Here is an 18888-nt window from a genome sequence, read left to right on the forward strand (position 1 = left end):
AATCTACTCATAAACTATATTTATTATGCAAAAACATATTGAAGTAACAGCACTGACTCCTGCAATGGTAGAAGCTTGTGCACAACTCTACTGCACAACATATCGCTCAGCACCTTGGTATGAAACATGGGACTCCTCGATCTCCATTATTGCATTTCTAGAGAATCATTTAGCCAATAATTATTTTTTGGGCTATGTCATTAAATTGAATAACACCATTGTCGGTGCTTGCATAGGCTTTCAAAAGCCGTGGAACCAAGGGGTCGAATATTATATCGATGAATTTTTTATCCACCCTGATCACCAAGGTCAAGGTTTAGGCTCGACATTAATGCGCTATGCTCAAGAAGAATGCATAAAACGTAATTTGAATGCAATTATTCTGAATACCGAACGTGGCTTTCCATCAGAGAATTTCTATAAGCGGAATAATTTTACTGTGCATGAAGGGTTAATTATTATGTCGAAAAGTGTCAGTTAATAACATTTATACACTCTACGGCTAAAGGACATTTTGTGTCTTACCCCTTTTTTCTTTTAATTCTGCGACGATAATAGCCACCTTGACGATTATTTTGTTAACTGAAAAACATTATGAAAGCAACTTCTGAAGAAACCCGCATAATTGATTGAAGTGGCAGTACAGAAAAGTTTTAGTAAAACCGCTGATAAACACAATACCTAGCAGATATTCAGAAGCCATAACGAATATGGCTTCTACAAACAGGGTAAATCAATTAATCCCAGTTTGGTGCCAAACCTTCAGGGTTAACTAAACGGTCATTACAATCTAATTTTGCAATCGCGGTTTTATCGTCATTATCCAACTGTAATTGAGTTGCTTGTAGGTTACTTAATAAATTCTCACGTTTTGTGGAAGATGGAATAACTGAATACCCTTCCCCAATTGCCCACGCTAAAATAATCTGAGCAGGTGTTGCATTGTGTTTTTGAGCAATACGTGCAATGGTTTCATCTTTTAACGCTTTACCATAAGCTAAGGTCATATAAGATGTGATATGGATATTGTGTTGTTTTGCCCACTCAACCACTTTTTGATTTTGTAGGTAAGGTGATAATTCGATTTGGTTTGTCGCAATATTTTCTGCGCCGACTGCCGCAATCGCCTTTTCCATTAATGGGATCGTGAAATTAGAAACACCGATTTCACGTGTTAGCCCTTGTTCTTTTGCTTCTAATAACCCTTGCATAAATTCTTCAACGGCAACAGCATCATTTGGTGATGGCCAGTGGATCAGTGTTAAATCCACATAATCTGTTTGCAGATCGTTTAAACTTTTTTTCAAACTTGGAATGAGTTTATCTTTGCTTAAGTTATCAATCCAAATTTTTGTTGTGATATAAAGCTCATCGCGGGCAACACCACTTTGCGCAATAGCCTGCCCAATAGCAGCTTCATTTTCATAAATTTGTGCTGTATCGATGGCACGGTAACCGACATCTAACGCATTTTTAACGGAACCTATTACCACATCATCTTTTAAACGAAATGTACCAACACCAATCACAGGAATAGCCATTATCTTTCCCCTCTTTAATTTGATCACATTAAACTTCATTAATCATTATTGGGTTAACTTATATTCATTTACTGTAAACGAACCAATAATCACGTGATAGCATGAATACATAAGAGAATACTCGGTAATAATACTGAGAAAAACAGCAATAAGCTCAATAGACTTTTGCTAAAAAAACAATAATCCCTGCGGACATGATAAACCACATAAACTCGCTACGACACCACCATCTTAAAAAGGACATATGTCCTTTTTAAGATGGCATAATCTGAGTATGATTCAATCATTCTTTAAAGTACTCACGGTGATTGGAATGAAAATAATAAACTCTACTTCAAAACGGTCAGAATTTATTACCTATCATCAACTTGATGAAATTATTTCTGATGAAACTCTCGAAGACACAAAGCTTATCCATATAAAAGCGAAAGAATACTTAATCTTCCAAGATAGCAAAATCAGCTACCTTTATTTTCTGGTAAAAGGGAAAATACAAGCTGAACGCTATGAAACTAACGGTAACAAAGTCATTTTTTCATTTGAAAATGCATTTTCTATTATTGGTGATTTAGAGCTATTTCAAAGTAACGATGAACGTGACCGCATTTATAATAGCATCCAAGCTGTAACAGATGCGACTCTGCTGGCACTGCCTTTATCAATGATCCGGAAAAAAGAAATTCACTCTCCGATTTTTTTGCAATTTATCTGCCAGCACCTTAGTAAGAAGCTTTATAATGCATCGCAATTACATTCCAGTGCAGCCTATACCGTTGAATATAAATTAAGGCGCTATCTTGCCTTTGTTGAAAAACAAAACGGAGGAAGTTTTAAACTAGAAAACCGCGATGCTTTAGCTGCAATGTTAGGGGTATCTGTACGGCAGTTGAACAGAACATTATCTAAATTAGTCAGTGATAGATTGATTGAGCGAAAAGGTAAACAAATTAACATCATTAATGTTGAGCAGCTCTTAACCCCATGATAAACGTAAAAAAGGCCACCCATGGCAGCCTTGGCGAAGTAAGGGTTCAATTACTTTTTGGTAGCTAAAATAACCGCTGAGGCTTTGATAATTGCAGTGACTTTACTGTTTACGGCTAGCCCCATTTCAACAGTACTGTTATTTGTTACTACTGCTGATAACCGTGTTCCCCCATCCGTTTTTAAATTAACGACTGAGTTTACACTGCCTTTCTCGATAGATTCAATTTTACCACTGAATTGGTTACGAGCCGAAAACTGGTACTCTTGCGCATCAGATACAAGAACCACCCAAGGTGCTTTAATCACAGCTACAGCTTGTTTACCTTTTTCTAACCCCAGCTGTTTAGTACTATTTTTAGTAATAATCGCCGCAATGCTTTCGCCATTGCCCAAATCTAAAATAATCTCATCATTAACTGAGCCGACAACAATGGACTCAACAACCCCCATCAGTTGGTTTCTTGCAGAAATCGTCATATTACGCCCTTTTTGGTTATTAATTACTCATTATTTAAATCATCAGCTATAGCGCTATCTGTATCTGTTTCAGTCAGCACGTTAAAAGCTTACAATTAAAATACAGTCAATCATGAAAACACTTCTATGATATTAATACATTATTATAGATAATTAACTGAACAGTATGTCGAAATTCACTATTTTTATGCTAGTTAAAATCATTAGCTAATTTATCATTAATCATACGCTTTTAATCGCAGATAAGCATTTTTATTATCCTGTTAGTGACTATTATCAGAGTGCGAACTTCGATATTCAGGCAAAACAATATATTTTTTTTCACATTGAGTTAAAAACTGTACTGACTTCGTCATCCCTGTTTTATAGTTAAGCCAAAATAGCGTAATCGTTTTTCGCGAAGGGGAAACTATCTCAACAATCCGTGGGTCTTCATGGAAAAAATCACCTTTATTTAAAGTCACATCAAAATCTTTTATCGTTAATATTTTGCGTGTTACTTCGCTTTTTTCTAATTCATAACCTTTGTATTCACCATATTCAAAGTCAAAAATATTAATTGAATTATCAATCATGTAGACTCTTGCCTTTGGTGCTGCCGTTTCAAACGTTAAATAACCATTTCTATCTCTTGATATTTGATTAATTGACTGATCTATATTGCAGTCATACACTAATGTTGAGTTCGGTGCTTGGCACCCCACTAAAACCATTACTGCCGCTAATAATATTCCTGTTTTTTTCATTTCATTCCCTGATTTTAATAAGATATAAAATTTAACTTAGTATAAATATTGCCACATAAAATCCGAAATGTTAAGCGTAAGAAAATGTTATAATATGACTAAATTGTTAACCTTCCACATTATACTTTCGCTTTATAACTGGTACTTGCATATTCACAGAAAGTGGTACTTTTCGTAAACCATAGTTCACTTATACTTCTGTTATTGTGTTTTTATAAAGGTATCCCGTTTATGCAAATAGAAAATGAATTTGGTCAGCCTGTAGGTCGACTCGTTCCCAATTGGTCTCCTCGTCAATTTCCTCAAAAGATTCATTTGGCTGGCAAACACTGCCGAATCGAACCACTTTCCCTATCACATGCTGAAAGCTTGTATCAATCATTTTCTCAATCCCCTGACCTACGTAGTTGGACTTGGCTATCCGAGGATGCACCTCAAAATTTCGAACAATATCAAAATTGGGTTAAGGGTGTTTTACAAAAAAATGATCCATTATTTTTTACTATTTTTGATAAGCAAAATGACACCGCAATTGGTGTATTTTCATTAATGAGAATAGATGTAAATAATGGTGTTATAGAAGTCGGTCATGTGCATTTTTCCGCGCTACTTAGTGGAACAATCATGTCAACTGAAGCACATTGGCTACTCATGCAATATGTATTTAATACATTAGGCTACAGACGATATGAATGGAAGTGCAATAGTCTGAATAGCCCCTCTCATCGAGCGGCTTTGCGCTTAGGATTCCATTATGAGGGGCGGTTTAGAAATGCATTAGTTACAAAAGGCAGAAACCGAGACACAGATTGGTTTTCAATTATTGATAGTGAATGGCCACTGGTAGACAAGGCATTACAAGCTTGGCTATCAGACACAAACCATATCAATGGCCAGCAAGTTAAATCCCTTGCAACGATACGAAAAAGTTTATTATTGGTTGAAAATTAAATTTGATAGCCCCAAATTCGGGGCTATTTGATAATAGAATTACGCGAAATTTGGCCCAATCACATCAATGCAATCAGTGCAAATAGCGTCGACTCCCCATAGCAAAAGTTCTCGAGCTCGGGCAGGTTTATTGACAGTGTAAACGAGTATACGTAACCCAGCCTGTTTGAGCATTTTGACGCGTGCTTTATCTAAAAGTTGATGATTTAAATGAATAGAAATACAGTCTAGCTGTGTTGTTAACTGTTGCCAATCCTCCCGCCAATCGTCGAGTAACAAGCCCCTTGGTAGCTCAGGAACCGTTTTTTGTGCAGCTTCCAATGCCTCAATCGAAAATGACGATAATAAGGGAGCCACTTGCCCGTTCCACAGTTCCCGCGCAGCCAATGAAATCAATGTGCCTGTTTCAATCTCCAGCCCAGTTGTCGGTTTAATTTCAATATTGGCCATCATGGCATATTGTCGACAGCGCTCAGCAACTTGTTCAAGGGAAGGTAAGTGCTCACCCGCAAATTCTGTGCTGTACCAACTGCCCGCATCAAGGGTAAGCAGCGTTTCCCAACTTAGTTTCCCAGCAACTCCCACCCCGTTACTCGTTCTTTCTAACGTATCGTCATGCAACAGAAAAATTTGCCCATCAGCAGACAATTTTGCGTCAAACTCTATCATTGTGTGCCCAAAACGAGCGCCAACATCAATTGCCGCTAAGGTATTTTCTGGTGCAAGTTTGCCACCACCTCGGTGCGCAACAATATGTGGGTAAGGCCAATCACTCATAAACGGTATCCTTGTTTGCTGTCAAAAAAATGCAGGTAGTCGTTTGGAAAATGAATACCTAGAACCGTACCCACCTGTGGACGAAATTCATGGTTAATCCGAACAACTACTTTTTGCTCCCCCAAACGTCCATGTACTAAATTATCGGCGCCGAGTATTTCAAGATTTTCGACCACCAACGATGTTTGCCCGACAGTTTCTGATACCACTTGGACATGTTCAGGGCGTATGCCTAACGTTATCTCACTCCCTGCCCACTGTAAATATTGGTGCCCTAAAGGTATTTCTCCCCCTGAAGCGAAGAGAAAAGACGAGCCATTCTCACTGATTTTCCCTTCAAATAAGTTCATCGCCGGTGAGCCAATAAAACTGGCAACAAAGCGACTTGCAGGCTTTTCATACACCTCAACAGGGGTACCAATTTGCTCGACAATACCTTTATTCATCACCATTACTCGCTGAGCCAACGTCATCGCTTCAACTTGGTCATGTGTAACATACAAACTGGTTGTTTTCAGCCTTTGATGAAGATGTTGAAGCTCGAGACGCATTTGTACACGTAATTTAGCATCCAAGTTAGACAGCGGCTCATCGAACAAAAATACCGCAGGTGAGCGTACAATAGCACGCCCCATGGCTACACGCTGGCGCTGCCCACCCGATAATTCACGGGGGCGGCGTTGCAACAACCCATCCAACTCAAGGATATGAGCCACCTCTTCAACTTTTTTACGAATTTGCTGTTTACCTAATCCTCGGATCTTTAATCCCCAAGCCATATTTTCTTCAACAGTCATGTGTGGATACAATGCATAATTTTGAAAAACCATCGCAATCCCACGTTCTTTAGGCTCAAGATTTGTTACTCGTTGATGATCAATCCAAATGTCACCACTAGTGACTTGCTCTAACCCTGCCACCATACGCAATAATGTTGATTTTCCACAGCCTGACGGCCCAACCATCACAATAAATTCACCATCGGCAACATCGACAGTTAGCGGTTTTATCACTTGTGTTTTACCGTCCCAACTTTTGCTAACTGCTTGTAATTTTAACTCTGCCATAGATTATTTCTCACTATCGACTAAGCCACGCACAAACGCTCTTTGCATGACTAAAACAACAATTACAGGTGGAATGAGTGTCAATAACATTGCAGCCATGACTTGGTTCCATTGTGTCGAGCCTTCTCCCGAAGCAATCATGCCTTTAATACCCGCGACTGCCGTTCCTAAATCAAGATCAGTAATAATCAATAAAGGCCACAGATATTGGTTCCAACCATAAATAAAGGTGATCACAAATAAAGCGGCTAAATTTGTTTTTGACAGTGGTAACACAATATCGAAAAAAAAGCGCATCGGAGATGCACCATCAATACGAGCGGCTTCTATAAGTTCATTTGGTAGTGTCATAAAAAACTGGCGAAATAAAAACGTGGCTGTCGCCGATGCCATTAAAGGTAGTGTTAGACCTGAATAACTATTAAACATATCCAGGTTAGAAATCACTTCAATGGTCGGGAATATACGCACCTCAACAGGCAGCATTAAGGTAATAAAAATCATCCAAAAAAATAGATTCCGTAATGGAAAGCGAAACCAAACAATGGCAAAAGCAGACAATATTGAAACAGTGATTTTCCCAATAGTGATCACCAAAGCCATCAATGTGCTATTTGCTAATAGTTGCCAAAACGGTGCACTGTTTGCCCCCACTCCCTTTTCCCAGATATAACTTAGATTTTCCCATAAATGATGGCTAGGCATGAGGGGGATCGGCGTTTCAAATACCCCTTGATTATCCAAAGTTGCGGCAACAAAGGCCACATAAAGTGGAAATAAGATTACGATTGCCCCTAAAATAAGCATTGTATGGCTAAATATGATTAATCCTCTACGCTGTTCAATCATTGGTAGCGCACCTTACGTTCAATAAAACGGAATTGAATAATGGTCAAAATCACAACTAAGAACATTAAAATGACAGATTGCGCGGCAGAAGATGATAAATCTAAGCCTGCAAATCCCTCTCGATATATCTTATAAATTAATGTCGTTGTGGCTTGAATTGGTCCGCCACCTGTTGCGGCATCAATAATCGGAAACGTATCAAAAAAGGCATATACCAAATTCACCACAAATAGAAAGAAGCTTACTGGTGTAATTAAAGGCAATGAAATACGGAAAAAACGACGAATTGGCCCTGCACCATCAATAGCGGCGGCTTCCATTAAAGAACGAGGTATAGATTGTAAAGCGGCAAAGAAAAATAAAAAGTTATAGCTAATTTGCTTCCAGACAGATGCAAGAACGACCAAAAACATGGCTTGCCCACTGTTCTGTGCATGGTTCCATTCATACCCTATGGACTCTAGAGCATAAGTGATTAACCCTCGCCCCGGACTAAATAAAAACAGCCATAAAACTGCGGCAATTGCTGGTGCAACCGCATAGGGTAATAGCATTAATGTTTGGTAAAACCGACTCCCTCGTATAACATAATCAACCAACGCGGCAAAAAATAACGAAACCAGTAACCCACATCCGGTCACTAATCCACTAAACACCATCGTGGTATAAAAAGCATCAAGATAATAACTATTTTGAAATAATTGAATAAAGTTATCGACCCCAACAAATTCACTCGAAAGACCAAATGGGTCTATGCTTTGTAATGAATACCAGAGTGCTTGAGTCGCTGGCCAAATAAAGAAAACAATAGTGATCAATAACTGAGGAAAAACAAGGAAATAAGGCAACCATTTTGAACTAAAAACAGGACGTGAAAAAGACATAAACACACTCGGTTAAATTGTAAAATTGCCTCCCTTGTTTAAGAAAGAGGCAATAGCGTCAGAGGGGATTACTGCGTTGACTTTTCAAAACGGCGTAATAACTGATTACCACGATCAACAGCGGCATCTAAAGCTTGTTGAGCTGTTTTATTACCTGACCAAACCGATTCTAATTCCTCATCCACAATGGTACGAATTTGTGGCATATTTCCTAAACGCAAGCCTTTGGTATACGCTAAAGGTGGCTTATTTAACATCTGGCGAGTAGCAATATCTGCCCCTGGGTTTTTATCATAATAACCGGAGCCACGGCTTAAATTATAAGCAGCAGTTGTAATCGGTAAATAACCTGTTTTTTGGTGCCACTGGGCTGCATTTTCAGGTTTTGCTAAAAATTGCATAAATTCAGCGACCCCTCGATAAGTCGCTGGATCTTTTCCTGCCATCACCCATAAACTTGCCCCGCCGATAATGGCATTTTGTGGTGCGCCTTCAACTTCAGCATCATACGGCATCATGCCAACACCAAAATCAAATTTAGCGTGTTTACGAATAATCGCGAGTGACCCCGAAGAGGCTGTGATAATGGCACAATCCCCGTTATAAAACTTTTCAGTCGATTCATCTTTACGACCTAAGTAGCTAAAATCCCCTCTTTTATTCATTTCTTGCAATAAGGCGATATGTTTAACTTGTATTGGCTGATTGAATTCTAAAACGGCGTCTGTCCCATCAAATCCATTATTTTTTGAAGCGATAGGTTTACCATGCCATGCGCTAAAATTTTCAATTTGGATCCACCCTTGCCAGCCGCTAGCATAACCACATTTCATGCCTGACTGACGTAACTTAGCCGTGTAGGCAGCCATGTCTTGCCAAGTTTTCGGGGGTTCATCTGGGTTTAGACCCGCTTTTTTGAATGCGTCTTTGTTGTAGTACAAAACAGGGGTTGAGCTATTAAATGGTTGAGATAAAAGATGCCCGGTTTTCGCATCGCTATAATACCCCGCAACAGTTGGAACAAACTGGGACTCATCAAATGCGATACCTGAATCTTGGAACACTTGATAAACTGGCTTAATCGCCTTAGATGCCATCATTGTTGCTGTGCCAACTTCGTAAACTTGTAAAATTGCAGGGGCATTACCTGAACGAAAAGCCGCAATCCCCGCAGCAAGACTTTGCTCATAATTACCTTTATATACTGGCAAAATTGTATAATCTGGGTGTGTCTTATTAAACTCGGTCGCTAATATATTAACTTCTTCACCAAGCTCCCCTTCCATGGAATGCCAGAACGGAATTTCAGTAGAGCCAATGGCCTGGCTGGCGAATAATAAACCGAATACTGTTGCTAGAGTTGAATGTTGTAACGATGTCATTCTACTTATCTCACTTTCTAGTTAATTGCGCGAAGATGTACAGTAAATGTGCGAAGTCACGCAGTTTATAGTTGAGATAGAATGCTACCTGTAGGAAATGACAGAAATATAACTCGCGGATGACAAAATTATGACGGCAATATCACTTAGGCGTGATATATAAATCACAATCTATTGAACAATAAAAAACAGCCTATCTTCTATTACACTGCTTTAATCAATTGCATGGGGTTGTTTATCTTTGATGGTGAAATTTGATTTGAATTAAAACCATTTTAAGCAAGGCGTGAAGCTCGCACCTAATAAACCTAGGGCTATCAACACAGTATCAAATGAGTGAGAAGTGCTTTTTTCGAACCCGTAGGCTGCGTTTAAACATAATCGTTCATTCATATTAGCGTCAGTCAGATTGGTTCATCTATCAATTTTAGGGTGTTTTTATGCCATTTTAGCTATAAAAATCAGTAGGTAACCTCAATACCCCCTAAAAAGATTTGCATAAAGTGATCCATCATAATCTGTAATAACCCTATTGCTAACACTCACCTTAGTAGCGAATTGTAAGTTTAATATTATATACATTGACAAAATGACGCCGAACAAGAATACCCCCCGTAAAAACACTTATTTTTTATCAGCGACAATATGTTATAGAACCTTCTATTAACCGCTAGCCTATAGAGATAGGTTTATTTTTAGTTCAATAGAATGTGACATCTGTCTGACTATTTTTAGGCAGCTTGATCGTTTTGCCATTAGAATTCAAGGTAAGTACAAAATTACACTGGTAAGCAATGTTGCGCTTATCATAATCACATTTGGAGTCAACCAATAAAATAGTCTGCCCTAAAGCTCTTATATCCATAATATGGTCAAATGCTTTGGTTGGGTCCTTACCATACGTCAATCGAGTTTCCGAAATAACCGTATCGCCTTTATAGTACTTAATTTCAGTGGGTAACTTAAACTCATTGTAATTATTTTCACCGAATTTTTCTTTTGTATCTGCCAGCACTGACCCTGTAATAAACCCATCTTTGTTATATTTGTAGATTAATTCACCATTAGTATCTTTCCTTGAAATTATTGTACAATCTTTACCGATTGACATCTCTACGGGTCCATTAGCATCCACACCAATAAGTTTATTTTTAATCCGCTTAACAGAAAGGTAATTATGAACACTGCTTAGGTATTCATCTTTTTTCTGATTTAACTGAAAACTTTCAACACAACCATCGCGCCCCATTTTCAATAGGGATTCATAATTGATAGTTTTATCTTCGTTATAGACGATCGTCTTGAGCTCCTTAACATTGCCTCTTACAGGATTAAAGTCATAGAGCTGCGCCATGTTGAACACAACTGGATTATATTGCTGTTCGTCAAATGCCAATGACTCAAAAGAAACAGATAAAACAACAAGTTGAGTCATTAATAATACATATTTATGCTTCATTTTTATCTTATAACCTTAACACAAGTATTATGAATACTTGCTTTAGTGATTATTAGTTTTACTTAGTAGTTATACTATCAGATTTTTAATAAATGTCAGGTTTTGACGCCAATAAACTGACATAAAACGTGTTAATTTAGCTTTGCTATGAAGAGATAAACCAATACGCAGAACAGTACTAACATATTACTTATTAGAGAACAGAACTTCCCCTTAAAAATCACATCAATTTTTGAATATCCAAAAATGTCATTTTAATGACTTGCCTCTATATTTTTACTTTATTTCAACATTCAACCTATTTGTTAGAAATACACACTCGACACCTTGTAGTTTGACAATATTTTATTACGCATAGTTTTATTACGGAGGTTTATTAATGAATAACCTTATATGGGGATCAATAAATAAGACACATCTTATTTACTTACAACATTAAAAAACGTGTTTATGCTTATTATTGTTTATTCATAAATAATCACTTACTTGGAAGCCAACTAACAGACACATTATTCAATAATCGCTAGCGATAAGATCATTAATCCGATGATAATTAAATAGAGTGATATTTTAAGCCATACCACAAAAATGACTTAATCATTGAGTATTAGTAACTATTTGTGAATTTATATTTCATGGGTGAGAACTCAATAAAAATACGCAAAAACACACTTTTAATTTAATATTACAAATTTCTAGAGTTGTTCAAAAAAAACAAACAAACTGATAACTTATACACCACACCACAAAACAAAATTTTAATCCAAAAAAAATGCATTTATTGAAGTTTAATAAACTCAAATCTCATATACATGACATTTATCATCAATATGATTGAATTGGTAACCTTCAACGTTTATAAAAAAAATAAAACTCTTAATCACGTATTTATTTTTAGTTGTAAATTTAACTTCCATTAATTATTAGGAATATTCCTAATGAAATTAAAGTACTAGTTACATTTAGTTACTCACTACATGAGTTTTTATATGGAATTTATTTTTTTCTTAGCTAAGATTTACTCATTCCGCTAGTGAGACCATCCAAGTAAACAAAGCTAGCAAGATAAACAAGATAAATCTGACTATTTATCAAAGTTAAGTTTTATATTTTTATTTTTTTAAATAAAAATCGAAAGCATTTAATAATGAATTCACATTATTAAATACCTATTCTGCTACCAAGGTTTTATTTGGTTAGTAGGCAAATATTAAATGTCACACTCTATAACTTACTAATAAGGTTCTATTATGATCAGTCAAAAAAATCTTATCGCTTTATGTATCGCTGCCGGTTTAGGTTTCACTGGTGCGGCATCTGCTGCAACAAACGCACAAGTTACTGTATCGGGTCAAATCGCTTCTGCAACTTGTGATTTAAGCGTTAGCAACCCTAACATTGATTTAGGTACTTATATTTCTGCAGACATTCAAGCGGCTGGCGATATCACAAATAGCGCAAAAGATTTCTCTCTGCTATTAACTAACTGTAGCAAAGACCAATCAGCTGGTTCAGTGCAGCTATTTGCTAAAGGTACTGCGTTAGATGCAAATGGTGATTACTTCAACAATACGGCAAAAGCCACTGTTGGTGTGAAACTGAGTGCTGACGCTAAACCGGTTAAACCAAATACAAGCATTGATTTAAGCGGTGTCTCTGGCTTAAAGCAAGGTGGTTCAGCGTCGGTACCAATGAAAGTCGCATTATACTCAACTGTAGCAACACCTGATTCACAGCGTATTGATGCGCCAATCACATTCTCTGTAAGCTACGAATAATCACTACCTAGATGAAATAGCAACATATTGCTATTTCATCTTTACTAATAGTAATCACGATTGGAGATAAATAATGCGTTTGATGACAATCACAAAATATTCATTAATGAGTATGATGCTTTTTGTATCTGAAATAACCAGCTCCTCCGCAGCTGGCGTCGGTCTTAACAGCACTCGCGTTATTTTCCCACAAAATAGCCAATCTGTTCCTGTGACTATTCGTAATAGTACAGAGAAGGAAGAGTACCTCGTACAAGTCTATATCACGAAAACGGCAAGTGACTCTGCTCAAGAAACCGTATTTGATGTGCTTCCTCCTATGTTCTATTTAAAATCAGCAGAACAACGCGATGTCCGTATTGCAGAAACGACCAAATCATCTGCACTCCCGAAAGATCGTGAATCCGTTTACTATTTACACGCCCGCTCGATCCCACGCAGTGAGAAAGACGCTGAACTGGGGGCGAACAAAATGAAAGGTGATGTAAAAATAGCCCTAGAAAGTATCATTAAAGTGTTTTATCGACCAACGGGATTAACACAATCATCCGACCAAGCACAATCAGGGCTAACATTTTCACCCGTTCAAGGTGGGTTAAAAGTCACCAATAATTCACCGTATTTCGTTACATTGAGTTCATTAAAAATCGGCAATCAACAGATTGAAATTTCATCAGAAAAAAATAATACCATGCTGGCACCTTTTAGCGATATGACTTATCCAACATCCCTAAATAAAGGCAAAATTTCATGGTCAACTATTAATGATTTAGGAGGATATGTTGAACACTCAACGCAATAAGTTTCACTTATTCTTGGCCAGTTTGTTATTAACATCAACAATGCAGTCCTTCGCAGGAAATAAATTAGAAATTTTTGCGGATATAACAAGCGTTGGAGAATGTGAGATTACAGTTTCACCTTCTAACATTGAATTTACCCGCAAACCAGCCATTGCTGAGTTTAAACCAAATGATGCTGTTGATCTTACGCCTATAGAATTTGAATACCAATGCCGGGATTATGAAACAACAGTCATGCCAGAAATTAAGGTGACGGGTTCTGTATCTTCTGATCCAAATGTATTTTTAACACCTGACCCAACGGGCGCTAAAGGTGTCGGCTTTATGCTAAAAAATGGCAATTTGCCAAACAAATTAGGATTTTATACAGCGGGAACAACATTACGTAATAATGAAAGTTTTTATTTACCCGCAGGCAGTACATCTGGTTCGCAACCAATGACAATTGGGTTTGTGCGCCAATCAGGAAATAATGCTGTAACGGCAGGTTCCGTAAAAGCATCTATTTTATTCACGGTTGTCATGCCATAACTCAAGGAGAGAGGATATCAACATGTTTCGACTAATTCTATCTTTTGTCTTTATTGCATGGTGCAATCAGGCATTGGCAGCATCAAATAGCATTCGAGTTGAATTTGAAGCTACTTTCTACAAAAAAACATGCGATATTGATGTTTCTGAAGCTGTTATTAATTATAACAAAGTCTCCCCTTCAGACATCATAAACAGTGATGCAGGTCTTACAGACAAATTAAATCGTGATATCACATTAAAACTGGTCAACTGCACAAATGTTGGCAATTTAAGTAAAAGTAAGATTTATGTTTCAGGAAGAACCGAAACGATAAATGGTAAACGTTTATTTATAGAAAGCGGAACATCCCAAGGTGTCGGCGTTAAGTTACTTGCCAATAATATTGCAAAAACAGATGGTGATATTATATTTGATCTTAATGCAGGTACGACTGTAAATGACACATTTACAGTCACGACCGCATTATCCTGTGGTGATTGCAAAAAAACAGAAGAGATCAAAAAAGGCACTCTTAGAGCAGCATTATTATTTACAGTATTAACACATTAATAATTAAATAAAGGGGAATTTTTAATATGCGTAAAAACATATTTTCAGCATTTTATTTAACAAGTGCTTTTGCGCTATTAATGAGCATTCACCCTAAGGCTGAAGCTGGACTGATCTTAGAACAAACAAGAATTATTTGGGATAGTCGTTCAAAACAAGAAGACATTTCTCTAAAAAATAACAGTAACGATATTTATTTAATACAAACTGGGGTATTTGAATCTCCAACAGGACAGATTCAGTCAGATTATTTTATCGTGACTCCCCCACTGTATCGTTTAAATCCAAATAGCCAACAAACGATGAAAATTATTCCTCAAAATAAAATAGAGCAGTTACCTAAAGATCAAGAATCACTATTTTATTTTAGTGCCATCGGGATCCCAGGTGTTTCATCTGATGAGAATGAAAATTCAACAGCAAGACTTTCTATTGGAACACGTTTAGTGATCAAATTATTCTATCGTCCTGAAGGCCTACAACAATCAAGCGATGAGGCGATTAAAAGCCTGCGTTTTAATACACAAAATAAAAACTTGTGTATTGAAAATCCATCAGAATATTTTGTTACCTTGAGTTCAATTAATATTAATAACCAACAATATGACCAAGCCGCAGGAGTAATGATCGCCCCTAAAAGTAAATATTCATTAGCAGTACCTACCCAATTAGCTCAATCAACTAAAGTTAGTTGGACAGCGATTAATGATTATGGCGGCGACAGTGAAGCCTATTCTGCCGTTTTAGCATCTGGTAAGGATACTTTATGTCAATAACAAAAAAACTTAATTTTTTACTTTTTTTACTTTTTTCTTCTATTAATTTATCTTTTGCAAATACTGACCTAATGAGTGGTTTACTTTTTTCTCCTGAACGGATTGTTTATTTAGAGTCTGAAAATAAAGGAGCCATGACAACATTAGAGAATGCAAATAAAGAAGTGGCATTAGTGCAGGCAAGTGTAATTACTGCTGATAAGAAAACATTAAAACCTTCTTTTAATAAAGATAATAATAGTGCTTCAGAGATATTTTTGATTACCCCCCCACTACATCGTTTGGATAGTGGTGTTCGCCATAGTTGGCGAATTCAACGAATATCTGATGGCAATTTACCAAATGATAGGGAAAGTGTTTTTTTTGTTGTACTAAAAATCATTCCAGAGGGTTCAAGTAAAGATAAACCTGGCTCTGAGTTTATTGTGGCCCCTACACTTTATTTTAAAATGCTTTACCGACCTAAAGCCATTGAAAAGCTCTCGATAGATAAAGAGGTTGAGAACATTCGATTTTCAAAAAATAAAAATAAATTAATTATTAAAAATCCATCGGCTCTTTCAATGACTTTAACATCATTAAGTATCGGTGATTATAAAGTGCCTAGCGAATTAATAGATGACAGTATTTTGCCTTTTGGTGAAATGCATATTGATATACCTCAATCCGCATCAGGGCAAGTTACATGGCAAGTTCTAAATGAATACGGATTAATTACAAGACTGAGCATTGGCGTTTTAGATGAGAATATATCATGAAAAATAAAACATTTACCTTAAAGCCTCTCTCATTAGCACTGATGTTTTCTCTATTTGGTGGTGCGATCCAGGCTGAACCTTATTTTGACCCTGCATTATTAAATTTACCCGCAGGAACAGATATCAATAATATTGATTTATCCGCTTTTGCTCATTCTGATTCAGTGACGCCAGGGCGTTATATGGTCACGATGAAAATTAATAAAGAAGATATTGGTCAAAAAGAAATTTACTTTTCACAAAATAATCAAGGCACTATTGAGCCAGAACTAACCCCTGCAATGCTTGACGATTTTGGTGTCAATGTGCAAGGTATTCCAGCGCTAAAAAGTATGCCTGCAACTCAAAAAATTGAATCATTGTCTTCAATAATTCCTAATGCTCAAGTTCAATTTGATGTGGCCAAGTTGACTCTAAACCTTAACATTCCACAAATTGCGATGAAGCAAGCAAGACGGGGAGCTGTCCCCCTTGAGCTATTAGATCAGGGTATTCCAGGTCTGTTGCTAAATTATCAACTTAATGGTAGCCGACAAGAATTTACCGGGGGGATTGGTGGAAAAACCAAGAATAATTCTTTTTTTGCCAACCTCACTGGGGGACTCAATTTAGGTCCATGGCGCTTACGCACCCAATACTTTTACCTCGAAAACGAAAGTAAATTCGATGGTACATCGGCGCGTAACCGTCAAAATGAGTTTAACAATACCACTGTTTCACGTGACATTCAGCGTTTAGACTCTGAAATTGTTATGGGTGAAACAAGCTCACTGAATGACGTTTTAGATAGCGTTCCATTAAAAGGGGTGCGCTTATTATCTAACGAGCAAATGTTAGCCCGTGGCGATAGAGGCTTCGCACCACAAATTAGAGGGATAGCCAATTCCAACGCCCGTGTTTCAATCAGCCAAAATGGTAATACAATCTACCAAACCTATGTTGCACCCGGTCCGTTCGTCATTAATGACCTCTACCCAACAGGTACTGCGGGTGACTTGGAAGTCTCCATTCATGAAGAAAATGGTACTGTTCGCGTATTTACTCAAGCCTTCTCCTCATTACCGGTTATGCAGCGTGCTGGAACATTTAAATATGAAGTCGCGGCAGGGCAATATAACGGAGGTATTACTGAAGGAAATAAACGCAGTAATTTCTTGATGGGAACTTTAATTTATGGTTTGCCTAAAGCGATCACACTCTATTCCGGTTTTTTGGGTGCTGAACATTATTGGACTGGGATAGTGGGAACTGGTTTTTCATTAGGAACATTTGGTGCCATGTCCCTTGATGCGACACATGCGTCAGCCACAATAAATGGTGACAAAAAATATGGCCAATCTTTCCGTGTTCGTTATTCTAAAAACTTATCCGATTTTGGTACATCCATTGACTTAACTGCCCTGCGGTATTCAACAAAAGACTACTATAGCTTCGCCGACTTCAACCAAGCAGGCTATCGCTTGAAAGATAATGTTGCTCCTTGGTTAGGGGGACGTGAGCGCAGCAGTTTCCAGTCCTATATTAATCAGTCAATCGGGAAATGGGGCTCTATCTATTTTCGCGGTATGCGTAGTGATTATTGGGGTCGAAAAGATACGGTCACAACCTTGGGTGTGGGCTACAGTGGTTTATATAAAGGCGTATCTTATGGCCTTGACTACAGTATTAGTCGTACTCAAGGGGATGGAAACTGGCCTGAAAATCGACAAGTTAGCGTCAATATTGGTATTCCATTTAGCTTATTTTCAAATAAAAAAGATATTGAAAATATCAACAGTAACTTCCAGATAAGTCATGATAACCATGGACGAACATACCAACAAGTTGGGGTAAACGGACAACTGCTTGATAACAAATTCACGTATCAATTAAATGAAAGTGGCGATAATCGTGACCAAAAAACATCCAGCTCACTTAATGTTGGCTACCAAGGCAGTAAAGGTTACTTAGGTGGTGGCTACAGCTACAGCAGTGAAAGCCAATTAACTCATATTGGGGCATATGGCGGTGTTGTTATACACCCAGGTGGGGTGTCTTTTGGCCAATATATCGGTAATTCTGCTGCGGTTATTTATGCCCCTGATGCGGCTGGAACAAGTATTAATAATGGTTCCGCCATCGTCGACTCTCGTGGCTATGCTATTTTACCAAACATTATGGAGTACAGCCAAAATATAGTCAGCCTAGATGTCAACACGCTACCAGAAAACGTAGAAAGTAAAGAAACATCAACGAACTTATACCCAACTAAAGGTGCGTTAGTTAAGGCAAACTTTAAAACGTTAAAAGGGTATCAAGCAATGATCACACTGAACAGCATACAAACCATTCCGATGGGGTCAGTGGCCTCATTAAAACAGGATGATCAAGATGCATATAATGCGATCTCGGGCATTGTTGGTGACAATGGACGCGTTTATTTAAGTGGATTACCTGAAAAAGGTATCTTGACAGTTGTATGGGGCAAAGCAAGCGCTGAACAGTGTCAAGCGCCATTTGATATGACGCAGTCAAGCGAAAATACGTATTCATCATTACGTAATTTAACTATTACATGCCAATAAACCAC

19 protein-coding genes are annotated in these 18888 nt (G+C 37.5%); 10 read left to right on the forward strand and 9 right to left on the reverse strand.

Annotated features, from left to right (window positions below; translation table 11 throughout):
• The first annotated feature begins 25 nt into the window (after positions 1 to 25).
• Positions 26 to 481, forward strand: coding sequence for a GNAT family N-acetyltransferase (locus AB6N04_RS09805; RefSeq protein WP_369311872.1), 456 nt, complete (start codon positions 26 to 28; stop codon positions 479 to 481).
• Between the two features lie 256 nt (positions 482 to 737).
• Here AB6N04_RS09805 and dkgB read toward each other — a convergent pair whose 3' ends face one another.
• A complete protein-coding gene (dkgB, locus tag AB6N04_RS09810; protein WP_369311874.1) occupies positions 738 to 1541 on the reverse strand; it encodes a 2,5-didehydrogluconate reductase DkgB in 804 nt (267 codons plus the stop codon).
• Positions 1542 to 1854: 313 nt separating this feature from the next.
• On the opposite strand from dkgB, the gene AB6N04_RS09815 reads away from it, so the two are divergent.
• The gene (locus AB6N04_RS09815; RefSeq protein ID WP_369311876.1) at positions 1855 to 2526 is read left to right on the forward strand and encodes a Crp/Fnr family transcriptional regulator; all 672 of its coding nucleotides are present in this window, start codon (positions 1855 to 1857) and stop codon (positions 2524 to 2526) included.
• 50 nt (positions 2527 to 2576) lie between these two features.
• Here the strand turns inward: AB6N04_RS09815 and AB6N04_RS09820 are convergent, their stop codons facing one another.
• Together AB6N04_RS09820 and AB6N04_RS09825 are read right to left on the reverse strand one after the other, a co-directional pair.
• On the reverse strand, positions 2577 to 3005 hold the full coding sequence (locus AB6N04_RS09820; protein WP_369311878.1) for a molybdopterin-binding protein: 429 nt from the start codon (positions 3003 to 3005) through the stop codon (positions 2577 to 2579).
• A 263-nt stretch (positions 3006 to 3268) separates the two neighbouring features.
• A complete protein-coding gene (locus AB6N04_RS09825) occupies positions 3269 to 3751 on the reverse strand; it encodes a hypothetical protein (protein WP_369311880.1) in 483 nt (160 codons plus the stop codon).
• A gap of 231 nt (positions 3752 to 3982) precedes the next feature.
• On the opposite strand from AB6N04_RS09825, the gene AB6N04_RS09830 reads away from it, so the two are divergent.
• Positions 3983 to 4702 (forward strand): GNAT family N-acetyltransferase, encoded by a 720-nt coding sequence (locus AB6N04_RS09830; RefSeq protein ID WP_369311882.1) that lies wholly within the window; start codon positions 3983 to 3985, stop codon positions 4700 to 4702.
• Positions 4703 to 4741: 39 nt separating this feature from the next.
• Here AB6N04_RS09830 and ugpQ read toward each other — a convergent pair whose 3' ends face one another.
• The 6 genes from ugpQ to AB6N04_RS09860 form a co-directional block, all read right to left on the reverse strand.
• The gene (gene ugpQ / locus AB6N04_RS09835; RefSeq protein ID WP_369311884.1) at positions 4742 to 5479 is read right to left on the reverse strand and encodes a glycerophosphodiester phosphodiesterase; all 738 of its coding nucleotides are present in this window, start codon (positions 5477 to 5479) and stop codon (positions 4742 to 4744) included.
• Positions 5476 to 6546, reverse strand: coding sequence for a sn-glycerol-3-phosphate import ATP-binding protein UgpC (locus tag AB6N04_RS09840; RefSeq protein ID WP_369311886.1), 1071 nt, complete (start codon positions 6544 to 6546; stop codon positions 5476 to 5478). The genes ugpQ and AB6N04_RS09840 overlap by 4 nt, the downstream gene beginning before the upstream one ends.
• Positions 6547 to 6549: 3 nt before the next feature.
• Positions 6550 to 7395, reverse strand: coding sequence for a sn-glycerol-3-phosphate ABC transporter permease UgpE (ugpE, locus tag AB6N04_RS09845; protein WP_369311888.1), 846 nt, complete (start codon positions 7393 to 7395; stop codon positions 6550 to 6552).
• Positions 7392 to 8279 carry a sn-glycerol-3-phosphate ABC transporter permease UgpA gene (ugpA, locus tag AB6N04_RS09850; RefSeq protein WP_369311890.1) on the reverse strand — a complete coding sequence of 296 codons (888 nt, stop codon included), beginning with the start codon at positions 8277 to 8279 and terminating at the stop codon, positions 7392 to 7394. Before ugpA ends, ugpE begins: the two co-directional genes overlap by 4 nt.
• Positions 8280 to 8347: 68 nt before the next feature.
• The gene (gene ugpB, locus AB6N04_RS09855; protein ID WP_369311892.1) at positions 8348 to 9661 is read right to left on the reverse strand and encodes a sn-glycerol-3-phosphate ABC transporter substrate-binding protein UgpB; all 1314 of its coding nucleotides are present in this window, start codon (positions 9659 to 9661) and stop codon (positions 8348 to 8350) included.
• Positions 9662 to 10361: 700 nt separating this feature from the next.
• Positions 10362 to 11120 carry a YnfC family lipoprotein gene (locus AB6N04_RS09860; protein ID WP_369311894.1) on the reverse strand — a complete coding sequence of 253 codons (759 nt, stop codon included), beginning with the start codon at positions 11118 to 11120 and terminating at the stop codon, positions 10362 to 10364.
• A 1250-nt stretch (positions 11121 to 12370) separates the two neighbouring features.
• Here AB6N04_RS09860 and AB6N04_RS09865 point away from each other — a divergent pair.
• From AB6N04_RS09865 to AB6N04_RS09895, 7 genes are all read left to right on the forward strand, one after another.
• Positions 12371 to 12898, forward strand: a complete 528-nt coding sequence (locus AB6N04_RS09865; RefSeq protein ID WP_369311896.1) for a fimbrial protein — start codon at positions 12371 to 12373, stop codon at positions 12896 to 12898.
• Positions 12899 to 12971: 73 nt separating this feature from the next.
• A complete protein-coding gene (locus AB6N04_RS09870) occupies positions 12972 to 13700 on the forward strand; it encodes a molecular chaperone (protein ID WP_369311898.1) in 729 nt (242 codons plus the stop codon).
• A complete protein-coding gene (locus tag AB6N04_RS09875; RefSeq protein ID WP_369311900.1) occupies positions 13678 to 14232 on the forward strand; it encodes a fimbrial protein in 555 nt (184 codons plus the stop codon). The genes AB6N04_RS09870 and AB6N04_RS09875 overlap by 23 nt, the downstream gene beginning before the upstream one ends.
• A 22-nt stretch (positions 14233 to 14254) precedes the next feature.
• Positions 14255 to 14785, forward strand: coding sequence for a fimbrial protein (locus AB6N04_RS09880; RefSeq protein WP_369311902.1), 531 nt, complete (start codon positions 14255 to 14257; stop codon positions 14783 to 14785).
• Between the two features lie 26 nt (positions 14786 to 14811).
• The gene (locus AB6N04_RS09885) at positions 14812 to 15561 is read left to right on the forward strand and encodes a molecular chaperone (RefSeq protein ID WP_369311904.1); all 750 of its coding nucleotides are present in this window, start codon (positions 14812 to 14814) and stop codon (positions 15559 to 15561) included.
• Complete coding sequence (locus tag AB6N04_RS09890; protein ID WP_369311906.1) at positions 15552 to 16319, forward strand: molecular chaperone; 768 nt, start codon at positions 15552 to 15554, stop codon at positions 16317 to 16319. Before AB6N04_RS09885 ends, AB6N04_RS09890 begins: the two co-directional genes overlap by 10 nt.
• A complete protein-coding gene (locus AB6N04_RS09895) occupies positions 16316 to 18883 on the forward strand; it encodes a fimbria/pilus outer membrane usher protein (protein WP_369311908.1) in 2568 nt (855 codons plus the stop codon). The genes AB6N04_RS09890 and AB6N04_RS09895 overlap by 4 nt, the downstream gene beginning before the upstream one ends.
• Positions 18884 to 18888 lie beyond the last annotated feature (5 nt).

Origin of the sequence: Providencia rettgeri (assembly GCF_041075285.1) — a bacterium.
Classification (GTDB): domain Bacteria; phylum Pseudomonadota; class Gammaproteobacteria; order Enterobacterales; family Enterobacteriaceae; genus Providencia; species Providencia rettgeri_G.

Bases quoted from the DNA above. Each gene is read 5' to 3' on its own strand.
- AB6N04_RS09885 (WP_369311904.1), top strand. From the start codon at position 14,812: ATGCGTAAAAACATATTTTCAGCATTTTATTTAACAAGTGCTTTTGCG.
- AB6N04_RS09805 (WP_369311872.1), top strand. From the start codon at position 26: ATGCAAAAACATATTGAAGTAACAGCACTGACTCCTGCAATGGTAGAA.
- AB6N04_RS09875 (WP_369311900.1), top strand. From the start codon at position 13,678: ATGTTGAACACTCAACGCAATAAGTTTCACTTATTCTTGGCCAGTTTG.
- dkgB (WP_369311874.1), bottom strand. From the start codon at position 1,541: ATGGCTATTCCTGTGATTGGTGTTGGTACATTTCGTTTAAAAGATGAT.
- AB6N04_RS09880 (WP_369311902.1), top strand. From the start codon at position 14,255: ATGTTTCGACTAATTCTATCTTTTGTCTTTATTGCATGGTGCAATCAG.
- ugpB (WP_369311892.1), bottom strand. From the start codon at position 9,661: ATGACATCGTTACAACATTCAACTCTAGCAACAGTATTCGGTTTATTA.
- AB6N04_RS09830 (WP_369311882.1), top strand. From the start codon at position 3,983: ATGCAAATAGAAAATGAATTTGGTCAGCCTGTAGGTCGACTCGTTCCC.
- AB6N04_RS09840 (WP_369311886.1), bottom strand. From the start codon at position 6,546: ATGGCAGAGTTAAAATTACAAGCAGTTAGCAAAAGTTGGGACGGTAAA.
- ugpE (WP_369311888.1), bottom strand. From the start codon at position 7,395: ATGATTGAACAGCGTAGAGGATTAATCATATTTAGCCATACAATGCTT.
- ugpQ (WP_369311884.1), bottom strand. From the start codon at position 5,479: ATGAGTGATTGGCCTTACCCACATATTGTTGCGCACCGAGGTGGTGGC.
- AB6N04_RS09895 (WP_369311908.1), top strand. From the start codon at position 16,316: ATGAAAAATAAAACATTTACCTTAAAGCCTCTCTCATTAGCACTGATG.
- AB6N04_RS09825 (WP_369311880.1), bottom strand. From the start codon at position 3,751: ATGAAAAAAACAGGAATATTATTAGCGGCAGTAATGGTTTTAGTGGGG.
- AB6N04_RS09815 (WP_369311876.1), top strand. From the start codon at position 1,855: ATGAAAATAATAAACTCTACTTCAAAACGGTCAGAATTTATTACCTAT.
- ugpA (WP_369311890.1), bottom strand. From the start codon at position 8,279: ATGTCTTTTTCACGTCCTGTTTTTAGTTCAAAATGGTTGCCTTATTTC.
- AB6N04_RS09820 (WP_369311878.1), bottom strand. From the start codon at position 3,005: ATGACGATTTCTGCAAGAAACCAACTGATGGGGGTTGTTGAGTCCATT.
- AB6N04_RS09865 (WP_369311896.1), top strand. From the start codon at position 12,371: ATGATCAGTCAAAAAAATCTTATCGCTTTATGTATCGCTGCCGGTTTA.
- AB6N04_RS09890 (WP_369311906.1), top strand. From the start codon at position 15,552: ATGTCAATAACAAAAAAACTTAATTTTTTACTTTTTTTACTTTTTTCT.
- AB6N04_RS09860 (WP_369311894.1), bottom strand. From the start codon at position 11,120: ATGAAGCATAAATATGTATTATTAATGACTCAACTTGTTGTTTTATCT.
- AB6N04_RS09870 (WP_369311898.1), top strand. From the start codon at position 12,972: ATGCGTTTGATGACAATCACAAAATATTCATTAATGAGTATGATGCTT.